We start from the raw sequence: 17071 nt of genomic DNA, 5'->3' as shown, positions 1-17071 counted from the left end.
TCATGCTCAATGCCCCCCCGCCTTGCCGACGCGCAGACGCGGATCGACCACGAAATACAGCAGGTCGACCACGAGGTTGATCACCACGAAGATCAGCGCGATGAGGCACAGGTAGGCCGCCATCACCGGGATGTCGGCGAAGGTCACGGCCTGGATGAACAGGAGGCCCATGCCGGGCCACTGGAACACCGACTCGGTGATGATGGCAAAGGCGATCAGGCCGCCCAGCTGCAGGCCGGTGATGGTCATCACCGGCACCAGCGTGTTCTTGAGCGCGTGACCGAAGTGGATCGCACGATTGGAGAGGCCCCGTGCGCGTGCGAACTTGATGTAGTCGGTGCGCAGCACCTCGAGCATCTCGGCGCGCACCAGCCGCATGATCAGCGTGAGCTGGAAGATCGCGAGCGTCACCGCCGGCAGCACGATGTGTTGCCAGCCGTCGACGCTGAAAAGGCCGCTGGTCCACCAGCCGAACTTCACGGTGTCTCCCCGCCCAAAGCTCGGAAACCAGCCCAGCGTGACCGCAAAGACGAGGATCAGCAGGATGCCGATCAGGAAGGTGGGCAGCGATACGCCGAGCAGCGAGACCGTCATGAACACCTGGCTCAGGAAAGTGCCGCGGCGCAGGGCGGTGTAGACGCCCATCGGGATGCCGATGAAGAGCGCCAGCGCGGCGGCGACGAGCGCCAGTTCGAGCGTGGCCGGAAAACGCTCGCCGATCAGGCGCGAGACCTTGGCGCCCTGGCGCAGGCTCAGGCCGAATTCGCCCTGGGCCGCATTGACGAGGAAATGCCAGAACTGCACGAAGAAGGGCTTGTCGAGCCCCAACCCGGCGCGCAATTCACGGATCTGCTCGGGCTTGGCGTCCTGGCCCAGCAGGAACACGACGGGATCGCCGACGTATTGGAACAAGAGGAAGGCAATGAACGCGACCGCGATCATCACGATCACGGCCTGGATCAGGCGGCGCAGTACAAAGGCAATCATTAGCAAACAAAGTGATCGGGCATGCTAGCAGTGCAAGGTGCGTGCCCGCACGGGGGTTCCCCGGGGGTGCACACACATGGTGCTCATTGCCAACACCTCGCGCCTTGTGGCGCCGGAACGAAAAAAGCCACTCGACTTGCGTCGAGTGGCTTTTGAGCTTTTAGCTTCGAAGCTGGCTTACGCCAGCGTCAAATCAGAAAGCGTGACGCAGACCGAAGTCGTAGCCGGTCGAGGTCTTCGGGGTGAAGCCACCGGAGGTCACGAAAGCAGGGCCGCCAACGGTCAGAGCTGCACCGTTCTTGTTGCTCACGCGAGCCACCGTTGCGTACAGAGCCGTGCGCTTCGACAGGTTGTGCACGTAGCCGATTGCCAGCTTGTTGGCCTTCTTGTCGGCAGGAAGCACTTCCCACGGGGTTGCAGCAACCAGGTTCTCGTCGTACTTGACGCTCGAGTACGAAGCGCGGATCAGGCCAGCACCGACCGGCACGGTCACGCCGAGCAGGTAACCGGTCAGGTCGATGTCAGGACGGCCGCCAGCAAAAGGCTGGATTTCGTAATCGATCTTGTTCTTGGCGCGCGACACTTCACCGAAGAGCTTCACGGGACCGAAGTCATACGAAGCGCCGAGGTTCAGAGTGTTGACCTTGGTGGTCGTACCAGCATAGAACTGGTCGCCAACGGTGCTGCTGGCGTAAGCCAGTGCGACGTCCAGAGGACCGTTTGCATAGCCGAAACGGCCACCGACATAACGGCCAGTGCGCGAGTTGTTGTCAGCTGCGGGCGTAGCGGTGCCCGGGCTGTACTTCGTCTTTTCGCTGAACGAATACTGCAGTTGACCGTAGAAACCACCCAGGTTCGGCGGCAGGAAGTAGCCGATGCTGTTGCTGGTGCGAACGTAGTTGCTGCCGCCCACGTTGGTGGCCAGAGCGACGTTCGGGAATTGATCGGTGAAAGCCTTGTTGCTGAAACCGTTGAAAGTGCCGAAGCCGCTGTTGGCCGTCGAGATCAGGTTGGTGCCGACGCCGTTGGTGCCGAACGGATCGAACACGGTGTCGTTCCAGAACGTCGCGGTGTAGTCGCGACCCAGGCGGATTTCACCGAAACCACCCGACAGGCTCACGGTCGAACGACGAGCGAACGTCGCAACACCTTCAGAACCGTCATCGTTCTTGATCGGGGCTTCGAGCCAGAAGCTGGCTGCCAGGCCACCGCCGAGGTCTTCCGTACCACGGAAGCCCAGACGGCTGGAGTTGTAAGCCGAGTTAGCCAGCTGACGGCTGCTTGCCTTGACGCTGCCCTTGTTCACGTAGAACGGGTTCAGGAAGGTGGCGCCGTTCAGGTCACGCGAAGTAGACGAGTAGCCGCTGATCGACGCGTCGACCACACCGAACAGAGTGACGGACGACTGAGCCGAGGCAACACCGGCAACAGCCAGGGCAGCCAGAGCAACTAGAGATTTTTTCATTGCAAGTTTCTCCAAGGTTAAACATAGGGCTCCGGTGCGAAGGGCTCACCGTGACTGGCACTTTTGTGCTCCCACCGGACCCCGGGCCAACCTCCTTTTGGGAAGTTGATGCTATTGCACCAGAGCCGATGCGGCAGGGCAAAACAAATCGCCCGAAATCTAGGATGGCCCGCGTGTTTCGTTGCAGTCCTGCAACAAAGGACTTAGCCCGTCCGCCGCACCACAATGCGGAACAAGAACGTAACTTTTTGCAGCATTTTCGAGGTGCGTTCAAATAGGCGAATGACGCTCTCGCTTGACCCCGTTCTCGCCGCAACAGATGCGGCATTGCGAACCCTTTTTGCCCGCCCTCATGCAACGCGGACCACGCCCGTCCCGGCCCAGGCCCCCGGCGAGATGGACGAGAAAGAGCGCCGCCAGGCCGGCGCGCTCATGCGAGTCAACCATGTCGGGGAAGTCTGTGCACAGGCGCTTTACACGGCCCAGGCCGCAGTGGCGCGGGATCCAGGCCTGCGTTCTCAATTCCTCGAAGCTGCACATGAAGAGACCGATCACCTGGCCTGGACGCGGCAGCGCCTGGACGAGTTGGGCGATCGGCCTTCGCTGTTGAATCCACTCTGGTATGCCGGAGCCTTCGGCCTCGGCCTGGTTGCCGGCCGCCTGGGGGATCCTTGGAGCTTGGGCTTCGTGGCCGAAACCGAGCGTCAAGTCGAGGCTCATCTCGACAGCCATCTGAACCGACTCCCGTTATCCGACAGCGCCTCCCGGGCCGTGGTCGAGCAAATGAAGTCCGACGAGGCGCGTCATGCGGCGCAGGCCGTCAATGCCGGCGCCGCAGAACTCCCGCCGCCGGTCAAGGCCCTGATGCGTTTGGCCTCACGCGTGATGACCACCGTGGCACATCGGATCTAGAACGCTCCCAGCCTCAGGTTTCGATCAGATCGAAGCTGGTGGTGATCTCGGCCGTCTTCGCCAGCATGATGCTGGCCGAGCAATAGGTCTCGTGACTCAGTGCAATTGCGCGCTCCACCGCAGAAGCAGGAATCGCCTTACCGGCCACGGTGAAATGCATGTGGATCTTGGTGAAGACCTTGGGATCCTTCTCCGCACGCTCGCTGGTCAGCTTGACGCTGCAACGCTCGACGCGATGGCGGCCTCTTTTCAATATCAGCACGACGTCATAGGCGGTGCAGCCACCGGTACCAGCCAATACCGTCTCCATCGGCCTAGCGGCGAGGTTCTGGCCGCCGTTCTCCGGCTTGGTCGCGTCGGGCGCGCCATCCATCATCAGGACATGACCGCTGCCGGTCTCGGCAACAAAGCCCATGGCCGAACGCGTTCCGGCGTCGCCGGTCCAGCTCACTGTGCATTCCATGATTTTTCTGATTCCAGTCAGGATGCCCGGCAAAAACGCACGTCGGCATCGGATTTGTGTGGGAAAAGCATCACTCGCTTGTTGCAACGCAACAAACAGTCGATATACTTTATTTCATCGCGCATACGTTTGCGCCCACAGTTGTCTCCTCCACCCTTCCAATTGGTGGATTTAGCCCCGAGCTGCAAAGCTCGGGGCTTTTTTCTTGCTCGATTGAGCTGGGCAACCGGCATCCCCACTCTAGTTTTTGCTTGGAAAGGGCAACTGCTCTGGCTGCCCTGGCTGTTGCCGGTGTTGCCTCGGCTCAGTCGTCCGTCACTCTGTTCGGTGTGGTCGACGCGTCGATCAGCGGCTACTCGTCTACCTCGCGTGACCAAAATAATGGCTTCACTTACGATGCGCAGGGCCGGCTCGCAGGGTACAACCCGTTCTATGTGAACAGGGGCAGCGTCAAGGCAAGCCGCCGCGAACTGGCAAATGGAGCCTACAACTCCAGCCGACTCGGGTTCCGCGGTACGGAAGACCTCGGCGGTGGCCTGGCAGCCAGCTTCTGGCTCGAAGCCCCGATCAAGAACGATGACGGCTCTGAAGGTGTTGCGACGTTCGCTCGTCGTTCGACCGTGAGCCTGTCGGGTGGTTTCGGCGAGATCCGCCTGGGTCGCGACTACACCGCCACGTTCTGGAACGACACCGTATTCGATCCGTTCGGCACCAACGGCGTCGGCACCAACCTGATCTCGACGGCCAGCAATTCCTTCGGCGCATTCAACGGCGTTGCCGCCAGCAACAAGACTTTCACCGATCAATTCCCGAACATCGCTCTTCCCACCAACGTGGGCGGCAGCAATTACGCTCGCTCCAGCAACACCATTGGCTACTTCTTGCCGCCGAACCTGGGTGGTTTCTACGGTCAACTGCAGTACGCATTTGGTGAAAAGACCAAATACAGCCCGGGCACCGCTACGCCCTCTGCTTTGAACAACTCGCGTCAAGGTCGTTATGTCGGTGGCCGCTTCGGTTACGCCAACGGGCCGTTGGACGTTGCGGTTGCTTACGGCAGCAGCACTGTTGGCGACGCCTTCTATGCAGGCCTCACCAGCAAAGTGAACACATTCAACCTCGGCGCTTCGTACGACTTCGGCCCCGTAAAGCTCTTCGGTGAATTCTCGAAGGCCAAGAACAAGCTGGACTCCGAAAACCGACGGGTCACCTTCAGCAACGTCAACTCGAACTCGGTTGACCTGACCGGCTACCTGCTCGGTGTGACCGTGCCAGTCGGAGCCGGACTGATCCGCGCTTCGTACTCGTCGATCAAGGTCGACTACAACGAGCCCTTCGCGCTCAACCGAGCCGATCCGAAAGCCAACAAGCTGGCGATCGGCTACGTGCACAACCTGTCGAAGCGCACCGCCCTGTACGGAACGATCGCTCGCGTGAGCAACAAGAACGGTTCAGCTCTGACCGTTGGCGGCCCGAGCTTCGTGACCGCCGATGGCTTCACCCCGAAGACCTCGACCGGCTACGACTTCGGCCTCCGTCACGCGTTCTGATTCTCAAGTCTTGATTCCCATGCTGGCTCACGCCAGTTCGAATCGGCAAAGCCTCAAGCTGCCCAGCCCACGCTGGGCAGCTTTTTGTCCTTTCTCAACTCACCCGGCCACGCCTGCTTTGCAGCAGTCCCACATTCATTTCTCCGCTCAAGACGGATGCGTAGAAACGTTCGATCATGTTGACGCTCGTCCGCGCATTGCGCGCCAAGGTCAGCATGTCGATGCCTTGCCCATACAAGAGCCGCAACGTGATCGCGGTATGGCGCAAGCAATAGAGCGTCCTCGATTGACCCAGCGGCCCCTTCCCGAGTCGCGTTACATCGAGGACCCAGTGGAAGAAGAAATTGAGCACTGCAAGAGCGTGCTCGCGATTCTTCAGATGAGGCAGGAAAAGATAGTCGTCCGCTCCGCCAAAACCATGTTCTCGGCGCTCGGCGAGCAGGCATTCATAGACACGCACAGCCGGCCGCAAGCTCACGATCGGTTGGCTGTGCCGCTTGCTTTCCGGCAGATTCATCCGCAGGTAGACATGCTTGCCGCGCACGACCTCGATGTGCTTGTGCTTCATGAGCTTGATATCGCTCGGACGAACAAAGGTGTTCACCATCCAGCGAATCAGCCAAGGCAGTTCGTCCGGCATCGCGAGATGCTCGCGTGCGATCCAGAACCGCTCGCCAGCGCCCAACTGGCTGAGCACCGGATGCGAATTCCCGCGCAGGCTTCGCGCCGCCGCAACGATCGCCCGGTACTCCGAAACGCTGAAGCTCCCGCGCGGCTGGCTGCGCACCTTGACCTTGGGAAACAGCGGTGCTTCGCGCAACACGCCGGTGTGCACGCCATGCATCACGACCTTTCGCAACAGCACCAGGTACTGGGCGATGGTGGTGCTGGTAAAGCCCTGTTCACCAAGCCGATCGATCAATCGCTGCGCATCGGACGTAGTGAACGCGTGAACTGGCAAGTTACCCAGCAACGGAATGATATTGGCGCGCAATCTGTTGCCCATTACCTGCCATGTGGCGCGTCCGATTTCTCCTCGCTGAACGCGCGCCGCTTCAGCCTGCATCAGTCCCGTCGAAAGGTCACTGACAAGAACTGATAACAAATTTTGTTCGAAAGTAATTTGATTGGCGGGCGTTTGAATCGCGGGATACGTGCGCGCAAAAAAACCAGAATCATTTGCTGCAGGCACGCTGTTGAAGAGGTTTATGACATTTGTGTCCATGTCATTTCTCGCAAGCAATCCCGATGCCTCTTATCATCGTTGGTAATCAAATGAAAACTCCCCTGGAAAAAACTGTGCGCATCGCACCTGTACCGGCGCAATTGACGCCCGCCGACTATCTCAGAAAAATTCTCAACGCCCGGGTTTACGACGTTGCGGTCGAGTCCGCGCTGGAGAAGGCGCGCGCGCTCAGCGAGCGTCTTGGCAGCACCGTTCTACTGAAGCGCGAAGACCAGCAACCGGTGTTCAGCTTCAAGCTGCGCGGTGCGTACAACAAGATGGCGCATTTGAGTGCTGAGCAATTGGCAAGCGGCGTGATCTGCGCCTCGGCCGGCAATCACGCGCAAGGCGTTGCACTCGGCGCGCGAAAGCTCGGCACCCGCGCGGTGATCGTCATGCCGGTGACGACGCCCAAATTGAAGATCGATGCCGTGCGCGGTTTCGGCGGCGAAATCGTCCTGCACGGCGACAGCTATTCCGATGCGTATCTGCACGCGCTCGAATTGCAGAAGCAGGAGAACCTGACCTTCGTCCACCCCTTCGACGACCCGGACGTCATCGCAGGCCAGGGCACCATCGCGATGGAAATCCTGCGTCAGCACCAAGGCCCGCTCGACGCGGTCTTCGTCGCGATCGGCGGCGGCGGTTTGATCTCCGGCGTGGCCAACTACATCAAGGCCGTGCGTCCCGAGATCAAGGTAATCGGCGTGCAGATGAACGACTCCGACGCGATGATGCAATCGGTCGCAGCCCGCCAGCGCGTGAACCTGCCTGACGTGGGCCTGTTCTCCGACGGCACCGCCGTCAAGCTGGTTGGCGAGGAAACCTTCCGCATCGCCAGCGAACTGGTCGACGAATACATCGCCGTCGATACCGATGCCGTTTGCGCCGCCATCAAGGACGTCTTCGTCGACACGCGCAGCATCGTCGAGCCCGCGGGCGCGTTGGCGGTGGCTGCGATCAAGCAGTACGTGGCCGAGCACGGCCGCCACGGCGAGACCTACGCGGCCATCCTGTGCGGCGCCAACATGAACTTCGACCGGCTGCGCTTCGTGGCCGAGCGCGCCGAGGTCGGAGAAGAGCGCGAGGCGCTGTTCGCCGTCACGATCCCCGAGGAGCGCGGCAGCTTCCGCCGTTTCTGCGAAGTGGTCGGCGAGCTGCCCGCGAGCGATGCCGAGGAATCGGGGTCGGTGGGTGGCGCGCTGCGCAACGTGACCGAGTTCAACTACCGCATCAGCGACGCGGCCAAGGCGCACGTGTTCGTCGGCCTCACGACGTCGACGCGCGGCGAATCGGCCACCATCGCGCGCAGTTTCATCGACCACGGTTTCGACGCACTCGACCTCACGCACGACGAACTCGCCAAGGAGCATCTGCGGCACCTGGTCGGCGGACGCACCGGCCTCGCGCACGACGAGCGCCTGCTTCGTTTCGTGTTCCCCGAGCGCCCGGGCGCACTGCTCAAGTTCCTGAGCCTGATGCGACCGAACTGGAACATCAGCCTCTTCCACTACCGCAACCAGGGCGCCGACTACGGACGCATCCTGGTGGGCCTGCAGGTGCCGGCCGGCGACGCCGCGGCCTTCGATGCGTTTCTCGAAAACCTGGGCTATCCCTACGTCGAGGAAACGGCCAACCCGGCGTACCGCCTGTTCCTGCAGGCCTGACGCACGGCCCTTCGCAAACAACAAAAAACCGGCGCGCAGCCGGTTTTTTTCGTCGTCGCTGCGTCGCGCTATTGCGCGGCGGCTGGCGCCTGTCCTTGCGGCTGTTGCGCCGCCTCGGGCTGCGATTGCGGCGACTGCTGCGGTGGCGGCATCGCCACCGCAGGCATGGTGGACGGCAGCATCGCGGCCGACCTCTGCGCCGGCGCCTGGACTGGCGCGGGCATCGGCGACACACCGGAGATCGGCGGCGGCGGCAAGCCCACGCTGATCGGCGCACGCACCGGCAGCTGAAGCGTGAACGCCGGCGGCCCATCGGCCTGCGCGCCGAGCGTTGCCGCGCGCACGCCCACCGACTGCAGCACGTAGTTGTCGCCGACACGGGAACCGACACGGAACGGCTTGGGCGGCTTGCCGTCGATGGCGATCAACGCAGCACCCTGGTTCGACGGATCGGCCACCACGCCCACCAGCGCGAAGCGGCTGGCCGTCTCGGGAGCCGCGGGCGCAGCGGACTGCGCGGAGACCACGCCGAGCAATCGCCCGACCGCCTCGGCATCCGCCGTGACCGAGGGCCGAGGCATCGCGGCCGCGGCGGCCACCGCATCGGCCGGCGACGAGAGGCGCAAGGCCCAGAACACCGCGGCGCCGGCTGCCAGCGCCCAAAGCCCTGTCGTTGCAAGTGGGGCATGCCAGCGGGCGGCGGAGTAAGGACTTGTCATGGGCGCGGATTATCATGCAGCGCGCTTTCCGAATCATGTCGCCCAACCTATGAACAAATTCCTTCGTGCCGCCTCCCGGACCGCCCAGCGCGGCTTCACGCTGATCGAACTGATGGTGGTGCTGGTCATCATCGGCGTGCTCGCCGCACTGATCGTGCCGAACGTGATCGAGCGTGCCGACGACGCCCGCGTGACGGCCGCCCGCACCGACATCAACAACCTGATGCAGGCGCTCAAGCTCTACCGCCTGGACAACCAGCGCTATCCGACCGCCGAGCAGGGCCTGCAATCGCTGCTGACGCGCCCGACCGTCGGCCCGGCCGCCCCGAACTGGAAGCCCTACGTCGAGAAGCTGCCCAACGACCCCTGGGGCCATCCCTACCAGTACATGAACCCGGGCATCAAGGGCGAAATCGACGTGCTCTCGTTCGGCGCCGATGGCCAGAACGGCGGCGAGGGCAAGAATGCCGACATCGGCAGCTGGCAATAGCAGCAAGGGCACGGCGCGCGGCTTCACGCTGCTCGAGCTGATCATCGTGATCGCGATCATCGCGATCGCCACCGCCAGCGTGAGCTTTGCCATGCGCGACACCAACGCGGCCAAGCTCGACCGCGAAGCCGACCGGCTCGCCGCCCTCCTCGAATCCGCCCGCGCCCAGTCGCGGGCCAGCGGCGTCGCCGTGCGGTGGCGCCCGGTCGAAGGCAGTTTCGTCTTCGATGGCCTTCCGGCCGATGCGATTCCCAGCGGCTGGGTCGCCGAAGGCATCACCGCCCAGGCCGCGCTGGGCAACGGCACGCTGGTTCCCGCGCTGCAACTCGGGCCCGATCCAATCATCGCGGCGCAGCAGATCACGCTCTATTCCGCCGGCCCGCCCGCGCGCGCGCTGCGCATCGCCACCGACGGCCTGCGCCCCTTCACCGTCTTTCCCGTTCCATGAGATTGCGGCGCCGAAAAAGGGCATGGGCCTCCAGCGGTTTCACGCTGATCGAAGTGCTGATCGCGCTGGGCATCGTCGCGCTCGCGCTGGCCGCGGGCTCGCAGGCCACGATGTCGCTCACGCGCAACGCGCTGCGCCAGTCCGACCTGGTGCTGGCCAGCCTGTGCGCCGAAAACGAACTCGCCAAGGCCCGCCTCGCGCGGCAGATGCCGGCCGTGGGCGACTCGGGCTCCATCTGCGTGCAGGCGGGCACCTCGTTCAACGTGACGACCTCGACGGTGCCCACGCTCAATCCGAACTTCCGGCGCGTCGACGTGCAGGTACGCGACGAGGTCAACGCGCCGATCCTGCGCATCTCGACCGTGGTGGGGCGCTTCTGATGATGGCGATGAAGACGAAGACGTCGCGCGGCTTCACGCTGATCGAGCTGCTCGTGGCCATCTCGGTGATGGCGCTGCTCTCGCTCGTGAGCTGGCGCGGGCTGGACAGCATGTCGCGCGCCACCACGCAGAACCAGCAGCGCGCCGACGCCATCCTGACCCTGCAGGCCACGCTCGCCCAATGGGGCGCCGACCTCGATGCCGTGACCTCGATCGCGCAGACCCGCCCCATCGACTGGGACGGCAACGTGCTGCGGCTCACGCGCCGCAGCAGCGATCCAACGGCGCCCGCCATGCTGGTGGTGGCCTGGACCCTGCGGCCGGGCGCCGAAGGCCCGCGCTGGCAACGCTGGCAGTCGCAGGCCTTCACCACGCGCGGCGAATGGCAACAGGCCTGGAACCTCGCGGCCTCCTGGGCGCAGGACGGCGGCGCGCAAGGCGGCGGCTACAACGACGTGGTGCTGATGCCCGCCAGCGGCTGGCAGCTCTATTACTTCCGCGACAACACCTGGACGCCGGCGGGTTCGCTCCCCACGGCACCCAACCCGCCGACCAATCCGGCCAACCCGGGCAACCCCGCGGGCGCGATCGTCAACATGCCCGATGGCGTGCGTCTGGTGATCACCCTGCCACCTGGCGACGGGCTGTCGGGCACGCTCACGCGCGACTGGGTCAAGCCGACCGTGGGGGCGGCGCGTTCATCATGAGAAAGCACGCCCCTGTGCCCATGCGCCGCGCACGCCGGCAGTCCGGCGCCGCGCTGCTCGCCGCAATGCTGACGGTGATGCTCGTTGCCACCTTCTCCGCCGCCGCGCTGTGGCAGCAATGGCGCGCGGCCGAAGTCGAAGGCGCCGAGCGCGCGCGCGTGCAGGCCGCGTGGGTGCTGATCGGTGCGCTCGACTGGTCGCGCCTGATCCTCGCCGAGGACGGCCGCGCCGGCGGCCCCGATCACTTGGGCGAACCGTGGGCGGTGCCGCTCGAAGAAGTCCGACTCACCAGCTTCCTGTCGGCCGAGAAGAACGTGGCGAGCGACAACCTCGAAGGCCTGCCCGATGCTTTTCTGTCGGGCCGCATCGTCGATGCGCAGTCCAAGCTCAACGTGCTGTCGCTGGTCGATGCGGGCAAGCCGGTGCCCGCCAGCGTCGCCACCTTCACCCGGCTCTTCAACCTGCTGGGCCTGCCGGCCTCGGAGCTCAGCCAGATGACGACCGGGCTCGTGAGGACGCTGTCCACCGGCACCGACGAGGCCTCCGGCGGTGGCGATGCGGGCAATGCACCATTGATGCCGCAGGAGGTCTCGCAACTGGTGTGGCTCGGGCTCTCGCCCTCGACCGCCGCGGCCATCGAGCCCTACGTGACGATCCTGCCGGTGCGCACCACGCTCAACCTCAACACCGCGAGCGCCGAGGCCATCAGCGCCAGCCTGGAAAACATGCCGATCGCCAGCGCGCGGCAGTTGGTGGAAAAGCGCACCCGCTCCTTCTTCAAGACCGTCGACGAGGCCAACCAGGGGCTGCCCAGCGAAGGCTCCCGCTTCAACGCAAACCAGCACGGCGTGGGCTCTCAGTACTTCGAGGTCTACGGCCGCCTGCGCCTGGACCGCACCTGGGTCGAAGAGCACTCCCTCCTGCAACGCAATGGTGTCACCGTGACGACGGTCTGGCGCACCCGCGGCGCCGGCGCAACGACCACTCCGGCTAAACCCTGAGTACCGTTGACATATATTGATCAAAAAGCCTTATAACGCCCGTCACAACTGTCAACCATGCTATTCAAATAATAGCGATTGACTGTCAGACGCCCTCCTACAATCACCGGCTTTTCCGACCATCTCCATGACCCCGCTGCTGCTCATTGCCCCTCTGCCTCCGGCCGACGCCGCGGGTGAGTACGACTGGGCCCAGGCCGGCGACGACGGCATTGCATTGCGCGACCAGGGCCGTGCGCTGCTGGCACTGTTGCCCTCGGGCAGCGAAGTCACGCTCGGCATTCCTTCCGCGGCGCTGTCGTGGCACCGCGTCACGCTGCCCAAGGGCAGCATGGGCAGCGCCTCGAAGCTGCGCGCCGTGCTCGACGGCCTGCTCGAAGAACACCTGCTCGACGACCCCGAGGCCCTGCACTTCGCGCTCGAGCCCGACGCGAAAGCCGGTGCCCCCGTGTGGGTGGCGGCGTGCAACCGCATCTGGCTGCGCAGCATCGTGCAGGGGCTCGAAGCGGCCGGACGCCGCGTCGTGCGCATCGTCCCCGAATTCGCACCGCAGGCCGCCGACGGCCCGGCGCTGCTGCAAATCACCGGCGAACCCGAAGCCCCGCAGCTCACCGTCTGCGATGCCGATGGCGTGGTCTCGCTGCCGCTGGCCGGCGCCGGGCTGGCGCTGTCGGGCAGCCTGCCTCTCGACACCGCCGTCATCACCACCGAGCCCGCGGTCGCCGAAGCGGCCGAGCACCTGCTGGAGCGTCGCGTGCCGATCGTGAAGGCGCCGCAGCGTTGGCTCAACGCCGCGCGCACGCCGTGGGAGCTCGCGCAGTTCGATCTCGCCGCAACCGGCCGCGCACGTGCAGGCAAGAAATTCGCCTCCGTGCTGCAGACGCTGCGCTACGCGCCCGAATGGCGCGCCGCGCGCTGGGGCATCGTCGTGCTGCTGCTCACGCAACTGATCGGCCTCAACGCCTGGGCCTGGAAGGAGCGCAGCGCGCTCGAGTCCAAGCGACAGGCCGCCAAGACCATCCTCACGCAGACCTTCCCCTCGGTGAAGATCGTGATCGACCCGCAACTGCAGATGACGCGCGAAGTCGCCGCGCTCCAGCAGGCCGTGGGCGACGTGGCGGCAACCGATTTCGAACCCATGGTCGGCGCGCTCGCCACCAACCTTCCGCCCGGCCGCACGCCTTCGGCCGTCGACTACACCAATGGCCAGCTGCGCCTGCGCGGCCTCGGGCTGCAGCCGTCGGAGGTCTCGCAGATCACCGGTGCGATGGCGCCACGCGGCTACAACGTGCGCACCGAGGGCGACCTGCTGCTCGTGCAGGCCGAGGCCACTCCCCGATGAACTTCAGCGAACAACTCAAGGCCCGCTGGGCCGCCCTCGCGATGCGCGAGCGCCAGATGGTCGGCGGGGCCGTCGCGCTCGTGGTACTTGCCTTGCTTTGGTGGATTGCGCTCGCTCCCGCGCTGCGCACGCTGGCCGCGGCACCGGCCGAACACGCGCAGCTCGATGCGCAACTGCAGCAGATGACCACCTTGCAGAACCGCGCGAAGGCGCTGCAGTCGCAGCCCCGCCTCGCCCGCGACGAAGCGCTGCGCTCGCTCGAGACGTCGGTGCGCGAGGGCCTCGGCGTGAACAACGCGCAGCTGATGACGGCCGGTGGCGACGGCGCCACCGTCACGCTGCGCGCCACGCCCGCCAGCACGGTCGCCCAGTGGCTCGCGCAGGCGCGCGGCAATGCGCATGCGGTGCCGCGCGAAGTGCACCTCACGCGCGCACCCGCCACCCCGCCGGCGCCCGGCAACAAGGACAAGGACGCGCCGCAGCTTCCGCAGGTCCGCTGGGAGGGCACCGTCGTGATGGCGTTGCCCGCCCCTCGATGAACAGCCCGGCATGGTGACGCGCGCTCCGCTTTCCGCACTCTCCGAGCCCAAGCCGCGACGCGGCTGGCGCTGGGCTCTCCTCGGCATCGTGATCGGCGCGGTGCTGGCGGTGGTGCTGTTCGCGCCCGCGCGCTGGCTCGCCTCGGCGCTGTCGAACTGGAGCCAGGGCCGGCTGCTGCTGGTCAACCCGCGCGGGACCGTATGGAACGGCGCGGCCGCCGTGGTGTTCGCGAGCGGCACCGGCGGTGCGCAGGCCGTCTCGCTGCCCGGCCTCCTGCACTGGCGCCTGCGCCCGAGCTTCAGTGGCATCTTTGCTTCGCTCGACCTACCCTGCTGCGCCCCGCGTCCGCTCGAACTCAAGGCCAGCCCGCGCGGCAACGGCGTGCTGCTCGACTGGCAGGACGGCCGCTCGCGCTGGCCCGCCACGATGCTCACCGGCCTCGGCGCACCCTGGAACACGCTCAAGCTCGACGGTGCGCTCGACCTTTCCACCAAGGCCTTCTCGTTGCAGTGGGACGGCCCCGTGCTGCGCATCGCGGGCCAGGCCACGCTCGACGCCACCGATGTTTCCTCCAGCCTGTCGACCCTCAAGCCGATGGGCAGTTACCGGCTCTCGCTCGAAGGCGGCAACAGCCCCACGCTCCTGCTCAGCACGCGCGAAGGCAGCCTGCAACTGAACGGCAGCGGCAGCTGGAACGGCACTGCCTTCCGCTTCAACGGCGAAGCCAGTGCCGCGGCCGGCCGCGAAGACGCTCTTTCCAATTTGTTGAACATCATCGGACGACGCGACAACGCGCGTTCGATCATCACCCTGGGTTGATCATGACGAAGTCCCCTCCCTCGTTCGGCTCGCACGGCACGCCCGGCGCCCGCCTCGGCATCGTCGCACTCGCGGCGCGCCTGCTGATCGCGGCGTCCTTCCTGCAGGTGTTGCCGCCCGCCTTCGCGCAGGGCGACGCGCCGCGCCGCGGCGAGCCGATCACGCTCAATTTCTCCAATGCCGACATCGAGGCCGTGGCCCGCACCATGGCGGTGGTCACCGGGCGCGACGTGGTGGTCGATCCGCGCGTCAAGGGCACGATGAACCTGGTCACCGACCGCGCGATCCAGCCGGCCGCCGCCTTCAACCAGTTCGCCTCAGCGCTGCGCCTGCAGGGCTTTGCGGTGGTGGAGGCCGACGGCCTCTACAAGGTGGTGCCCGAGGCCGATGCCAAGCTGCAGAGCAGCACCGTGAACACCTCGATCGGCGCCACCGCTTCGTCGGGCAGCAACCAGATCGTCACGCAGATCTTCCGGCTCAACTACGAGTCGCCCAACAGCCTGTTGCCGGTGCTGCGCCCGCTGATTCCGCCGAACAACACCATCAACGTGAACCCGGGCAACAACTCGCTCGTGATCACCGACTACGCCGACAACATGCGCCGGCTCGCGCGCATCATCGCGGCGCTCGACGTGCCCAACGCGTCGGACATCGAGATCATCCAGCTCAAGCACTCGGTCGCGAGCGACCTGCTGCCGCTGGTGCAGCGGCTGGTCGACGGCAGCGGTTCGGGCGCGGCCCCCGGGGCTGCACCCGGCGCGGTCGATGCGTCGTTCCGCACCACGCTGCTGGCCGATCCGCGCAGCAATTCGCTCATCTTGCGCGCAGCCAATCCGGCACGCGCGCAACTGGTTCGCACGCTGGTCGAGAAGCTCGACCGTCCGCCCGCGGAAAGCAGCAACGGCTTGGCCGGCAACATCTACGTGGTCTATCTGAAGAATGCCGATGCGGTGCGGCTGGCGGCCACGCTGCGCGCAGCGATGGCGGCGAACCAGCAGGCCACGCCGGGCACGCCCGGCGCCACCGGCGGCGGCAGCAGCCCCGCACCGCAGCAGACCAGCTTCCAGCCCAACAACCAGAGCAGCATGAGCGGCAGCGGGCAAAGCGGTTCGCCGGCCGCCAATGCGCCGCTCAACAACGCCAACCAACCGTCCACCGGCGGCCAGATCCAGGCCGACCCGTCGACCAACTCGCTGATCATCACGGCGCCCGAACCGCAGTACCGCCAGATGCGCGCGGTGATCGACAAGCTCGACGGCCGGCGCGCGCAGGTGATGATCGAGGCGCTGATCGTCGAGGTGAGCGACACGGCGGCCGCGAAGTTCGGCGTGCAGTGGCAAAGCGCGCTGGGCAACAACGCGGTGATCGGCACCAACTCCACCGTCGCCGGCTCCAGCATCCTGGCGCTCACTCAGGCACTGGCCACTAAAAACGTGGCCGGCATCCAGCTCGCGCCGGGCATGAACCTCGGCATCGCGGGCAAGATCGGCGGCCAGTACATCCTGGGCGCGATCGCCAGCTTCTTCGACAGCGACAAGGATGCCAACGTGCTGTCCAAGCCCAACCTGCTGACGCTGGACAACGAGGAGGCCAAGATCGTCATCGGCCAGAACGTGCCCTTCCCCACGGGCTCCTACGCCAGCACCTCGGGCTCGGTAGGCGTCAACCCGTTCACCACGGTCGAGCGCAAGGACGTGGGCCTCACGCTGCGCGTGCGCCCGACCATCAACGAGAACGGCACCGTGAAACTGACGATCTTCCAGGAGACCTCCACGGTCGACCAGCAGAGCATCAACAACACGAACGGCCCGACCACCAGCAAGCGCTCCATCGAATCGAGCGTGCTGGTGGAAGACGGCGGGCTGGTCATGCTCGGCGGCCTGCTGTCGGACAGCTACAACAACACGGTCGAGAAGGTGCCGGTCGCGGGCGACATCCCGGTGCTCGGCAACCTGTTCAAGAGCCAGGCCCGTTCGCGCGAAAAGATCAACCTCATGATGTTCCTGCGTCCGGCGGTCATGCGCGACGGCAATACGACCGAAGCCTTCGCCTACGACCGGTACGACGAGATCCGCGGCTTGCAGCAGCGCACGCAGCCCGATACCTCCAACGTGATGCTGCGCGCCGTGGACGGCGCGAACGTGCTGCCCGAACTTCCGCCGCGCGCAGCCGACACCGGCCGGCAGAGAGAGACCCGCCTCCAGGGCACACAGCTCATTCCGCCGCCGCAACCCGCCGCGGACAACCGCCAGCTGGCGCCGAGCCCGCTGCGCGGCGCGCTGCCAGCCACGGCCGACCCGGTGAGTTCGCGCGAACTGCCCTGATGCTTTTGTCCTCCGTTTCGACGCCCCCCACG

The 17071-nt window shown here is 65.4% G+C and carries 17 protein-coding genes; 12 read left to right on the top strand and 5 right to left on the bottom strand.

The window, feature by feature from the left end:
- Positions 1-6 precede the first annotated feature (6 nt).
- On the bottom strand, positions 7-987 hold the full coding sequence (locus tag J2W23_RS21820; RefSeq protein WP_176660323.1) for an ABC transporter permease: 981 nt from the start codon (positions 985-987) through the stop codon (positions 7-9).
- A 193-nt stretch (positions 988-1180) separates the two neighbouring features.
- The gene (locus J2W23_RS21815) at positions 1181-2452 is read right to left on the bottom strand and encodes a porin (RefSeq protein WP_307650223.1); all 1272 of its coding nucleotides are present in this window, start codon (positions 2450-2452) and stop codon (positions 1181-1183) included.
- 282 nt (positions 2453-2734) lie between these two features.
- Here J2W23_RS21815 and coq7 point away from each other — a divergent pair, with 282 nt between their 5' ends.
- Positions 2735-3364, top strand: a complete 630-nt coding sequence (coq7, locus tag J2W23_RS21810) for a 2-polyprenyl-3-methyl-6-methoxy-1,4-benzoquinone monooxygenase (RefSeq protein ID WP_307650222.1) — start codon at positions 2735-2737, stop codon at positions 3362-3364.
- A gap of 13 nt (positions 3365-3377) precedes the next feature.
- Here the strand turns inward: coq7 and J2W23_RS21805 are convergent, their stop codons facing one another.
- Positions 3378-3827 (bottom strand): OsmC family protein, encoded by a 450-nt coding sequence (locus tag J2W23_RS21805; RefSeq protein WP_307650221.1) that lies wholly within the window; start codon positions 3825-3827, stop codon positions 3378-3380.
- Positions 3828-4096: 269 nt separating this feature from the next.
- Here J2W23_RS21805 and J2W23_RS21800 point away from each other — a divergent pair, with 269 nt between their 5' ends.
- Complete coding sequence (locus J2W23_RS21800; RefSeq protein ID WP_307650332.1) at positions 4097-5377, top strand: porin; 1281 nt, start codon at positions 4097-4099, stop codon at positions 5375-5377.
- Between the two features lie 94 nt (positions 5378-5471).
- Here J2W23_RS21800 and J2W23_RS21795 read toward each other — a convergent pair whose 3' ends face one another.
- A complete protein-coding gene (locus J2W23_RS21795; protein WP_176660320.1) occupies positions 5472-6602 on the bottom strand; it encodes a hypothetical protein in 1131 nt (376 codons plus the stop codon).
- Positions 6603-6652: 50 nt separating this feature from the next.
- Between J2W23_RS21795 and ilvA the strand changes: the two genes are divergently transcribed.
- Positions 6653-8269, top strand: a complete 1617-nt coding sequence (gene ilvA, locus J2W23_RS21790; protein ID WP_307650220.1) for a threonine ammonia-lyase, biosynthetic — start codon at positions 6653-6655, stop codon at positions 8267-8269.
- 68 nt (positions 8270-8337) lie between these two features.
- Here the strand turns inward: ilvA and J2W23_RS21785 are convergent, their stop codons facing one another.
- Positions 8338-8988, bottom strand: a complete 651-nt coding sequence (locus tag J2W23_RS21785; RefSeq protein ID WP_307650219.1) for a type II secretion system protein N — start codon at positions 8986-8988, stop codon at positions 8338-8340.
- A 49-nt stretch (positions 8989-9037) separates the two neighbouring features.
- Here J2W23_RS21785 and gspG point away from each other — a divergent pair, with 49 nt between their 5' ends.
- The 9 genes from gspG (at position 9038) to gspD (ending at position 17039) form a co-directional block, all read left to right on the top strand.
- Positions 9038-9478, top strand: a complete 441-nt coding sequence (gene gspG, locus J2W23_RS21780; RefSeq protein ID WP_013539627.1) for a type II secretion system major pseudopilin GspG — start codon at positions 9038-9040, stop codon at positions 9476-9478.
- Positions 9453-9926: a prepilin-type N-terminal cleavage/methylation domain-containing protein gene (locus J2W23_RS21775; protein WP_307650218.1), complete on the top strand. Its 474-nt coding sequence runs from the start codon at positions 9453-9455 to the stop codon at positions 9924-9926. The genes gspG and J2W23_RS21775 overlap by 26 nt, the downstream gene beginning before the upstream one ends.
- Positions 9923-10306 carry a type II secretion system minor pseudopilin GspI gene (gene gspI, locus J2W23_RS21770; RefSeq protein WP_307650217.1) on the top strand — a complete coding sequence of 128 codons (384 nt, stop codon included), beginning with the start codon at positions 9923-9925 and terminating at the stop codon, positions 10304-10306. The genes J2W23_RS21775 and gspI overlap by 4 nt, the downstream gene beginning before the upstream one ends.
- Complete coding sequence (locus J2W23_RS21765; protein WP_373423972.1) at positions 10306-11013, top strand: PulJ/GspJ family protein; 708 nt, start codon at positions 10306-10308, stop codon at positions 11011-11013. The genes gspI and J2W23_RS21765 overlap by 1 nt, the downstream gene beginning before the upstream one ends.
- Positions 11014-11033: 20 nt before the next feature.
- Positions 11034-12014, top strand: coding sequence for a type II secretion system minor pseudopilin GspK (gspK, locus tag J2W23_RS21760; protein WP_307650215.1), 981 nt, complete (start codon positions 11034-11036; stop codon positions 12012-12014).
- A 127-nt stretch (positions 12015-12141) separates the two neighbouring features.
- Entirely contained in the window at positions 12142-13356 is a 1215-nt protein-coding gene (gene gspL, locus J2W23_RS21755) for a type II secretion system protein GspL (protein WP_307650214.1), read from the top strand.
- Positions 13353-13895, top strand: coding sequence for a type II secretion system protein GspM (gspM, locus tag J2W23_RS21750; protein WP_307650213.1), 543 nt, complete (start codon positions 13353-13355; stop codon positions 13893-13895). Before gspL ends, gspM begins: the two co-directional genes overlap by 4 nt.
- A 10-nt stretch (positions 13896-13905) precedes the next feature.
- Entirely contained in the window at positions 13906-14715 is an 810-nt protein-coding gene (gene gspN, locus J2W23_RS21745) for a type II secretion system protein N (RefSeq protein WP_307650212.1), read from the top strand.
- Between the two features lie 2 nt (positions 14716-14717).
- Positions 14718-17039, top strand: a complete 2322-nt coding sequence (gspD, locus tag J2W23_RS21740) for a type II secretion system secretin GspD (RefSeq protein WP_307650211.1) — start codon at positions 14718-14720, stop codon at positions 17037-17039.
- The last annotated feature ends 32 nt before the right edge of the window (positions 17040-17071 follow it).

Origin of the sequence: Variovorax boronicumulans (genome assembly GCF_030812215.1) — a bacterium.
GTDB classification, from domain to species: Bacteria; Pseudomonadota; Gammaproteobacteria; order Burkholderiales; family Burkholderiaceae_C; genus Variovorax; species Variovorax boronicumulans_C.
Note: the sequence above shows the minus strand (reverse complement) of the source record. Positions and strands in the feature narration are given on the sequence as shown.

Bases quoted from the DNA above. Each gene is read 5' to 3' on its own strand.
- J2W23_RS21820 (WP_176660323.1), bottom strand. From the start codon at position 987: ATGATTGCCTTTGTACTGCGCCGCCTGATCCAGGCCGTGATCGTGATG.
- J2W23_RS21815 (WP_307650223.1), bottom strand. From the start codon at position 2,452: ATGAAAAAATCTCTAGTTGCTCTGGCTGCCCTGGCTGTTGCCGGTGTT.
- coq7 (WP_307650222.1), top strand. From the start codon at position 2,735: ATGACGCTCTCGCTTGACCCCGTTCTCGCCGCAACAGATGCGGCATTG.
- J2W23_RS21805 (WP_307650221.1), bottom strand. From the start codon at position 3,827: ATGGAATGCACAGTGAGCTGGACCGGCGACGCCGGAACGCGTTCGGCC.
- J2W23_RS21795 (WP_176660320.1), bottom strand. From the start codon at position 6,602: ATGGACACAAATGTCATAAACCTCTTCAACAGCGTGCCTGCAGCAAAT.
- ilvA (WP_307650220.1), top strand. From the start codon at position 6,653: ATGAAAACTCCCCTGGAAAAAACTGTGCGCATCGCACCTGTACCGGCG.
- J2W23_RS21785 (WP_307650219.1), bottom strand. From the start codon at position 8,988: ATGACAAGTCCTTACTCCGCCGCCCGCTGGCATGCCCCACTTGCAACG.
- gspG (WP_013539627.1), top strand. From the start codon at position 9,038: ATGAACAAATTCCTTCGTGCCGCCTCCCGGACCGCCCAGCGCGGCTTC.
- J2W23_RS21775 (WP_307650218.1), top strand. From the start codon at position 9,453: ATGCCGACATCGGCAGCTGGCAATAGCAGCAAGGGCACGGCGCGCGGC.
- gspI (WP_307650217.1), top strand. From the start codon at position 9,923: ATGAGATTGCGGCGCCGAAAAAGGGCATGGGCCTCCAGCGGTTTCACG.
- J2W23_RS21765 (WP_373423972.1), top strand. From the start codon at position 10,306: ATGATGGCGATGAAGACGAAGACGTCGCGCGGCTTCACGCTGATCGAG.
- gspK (WP_307650215.1), top strand. From the start codon at position 11,034: ATGCGCCGCGCACGCCGGCAGTCCGGCGCCGCGCTGCTCGCCGCAATG.
- gspL (WP_307650214.1), top strand. From the start codon at position 12,142: ATGACCCCGCTGCTGCTCATTGCCCCTCTGCCTCCGGCCGACGCCGCG.
- gspM (WP_307650213.1), top strand. From the start codon at position 13,353: ATGAACTTCAGCGAACAACTCAAGGCCCGCTGGGCCGCCCTCGCGATG.
- gspN (WP_307650212.1), top strand. From the start codon at position 13,906: ATGGTGACGCGCGCTCCGCTTTCCGCACTCTCCGAGCCCAAGCCGCGA.
- gspD (WP_307650211.1), top strand. From the start codon at position 14,718: ATGACGAAGTCCCCTCCCTCGTTCGGCTCGCACGGCACGCCCGGCGCC.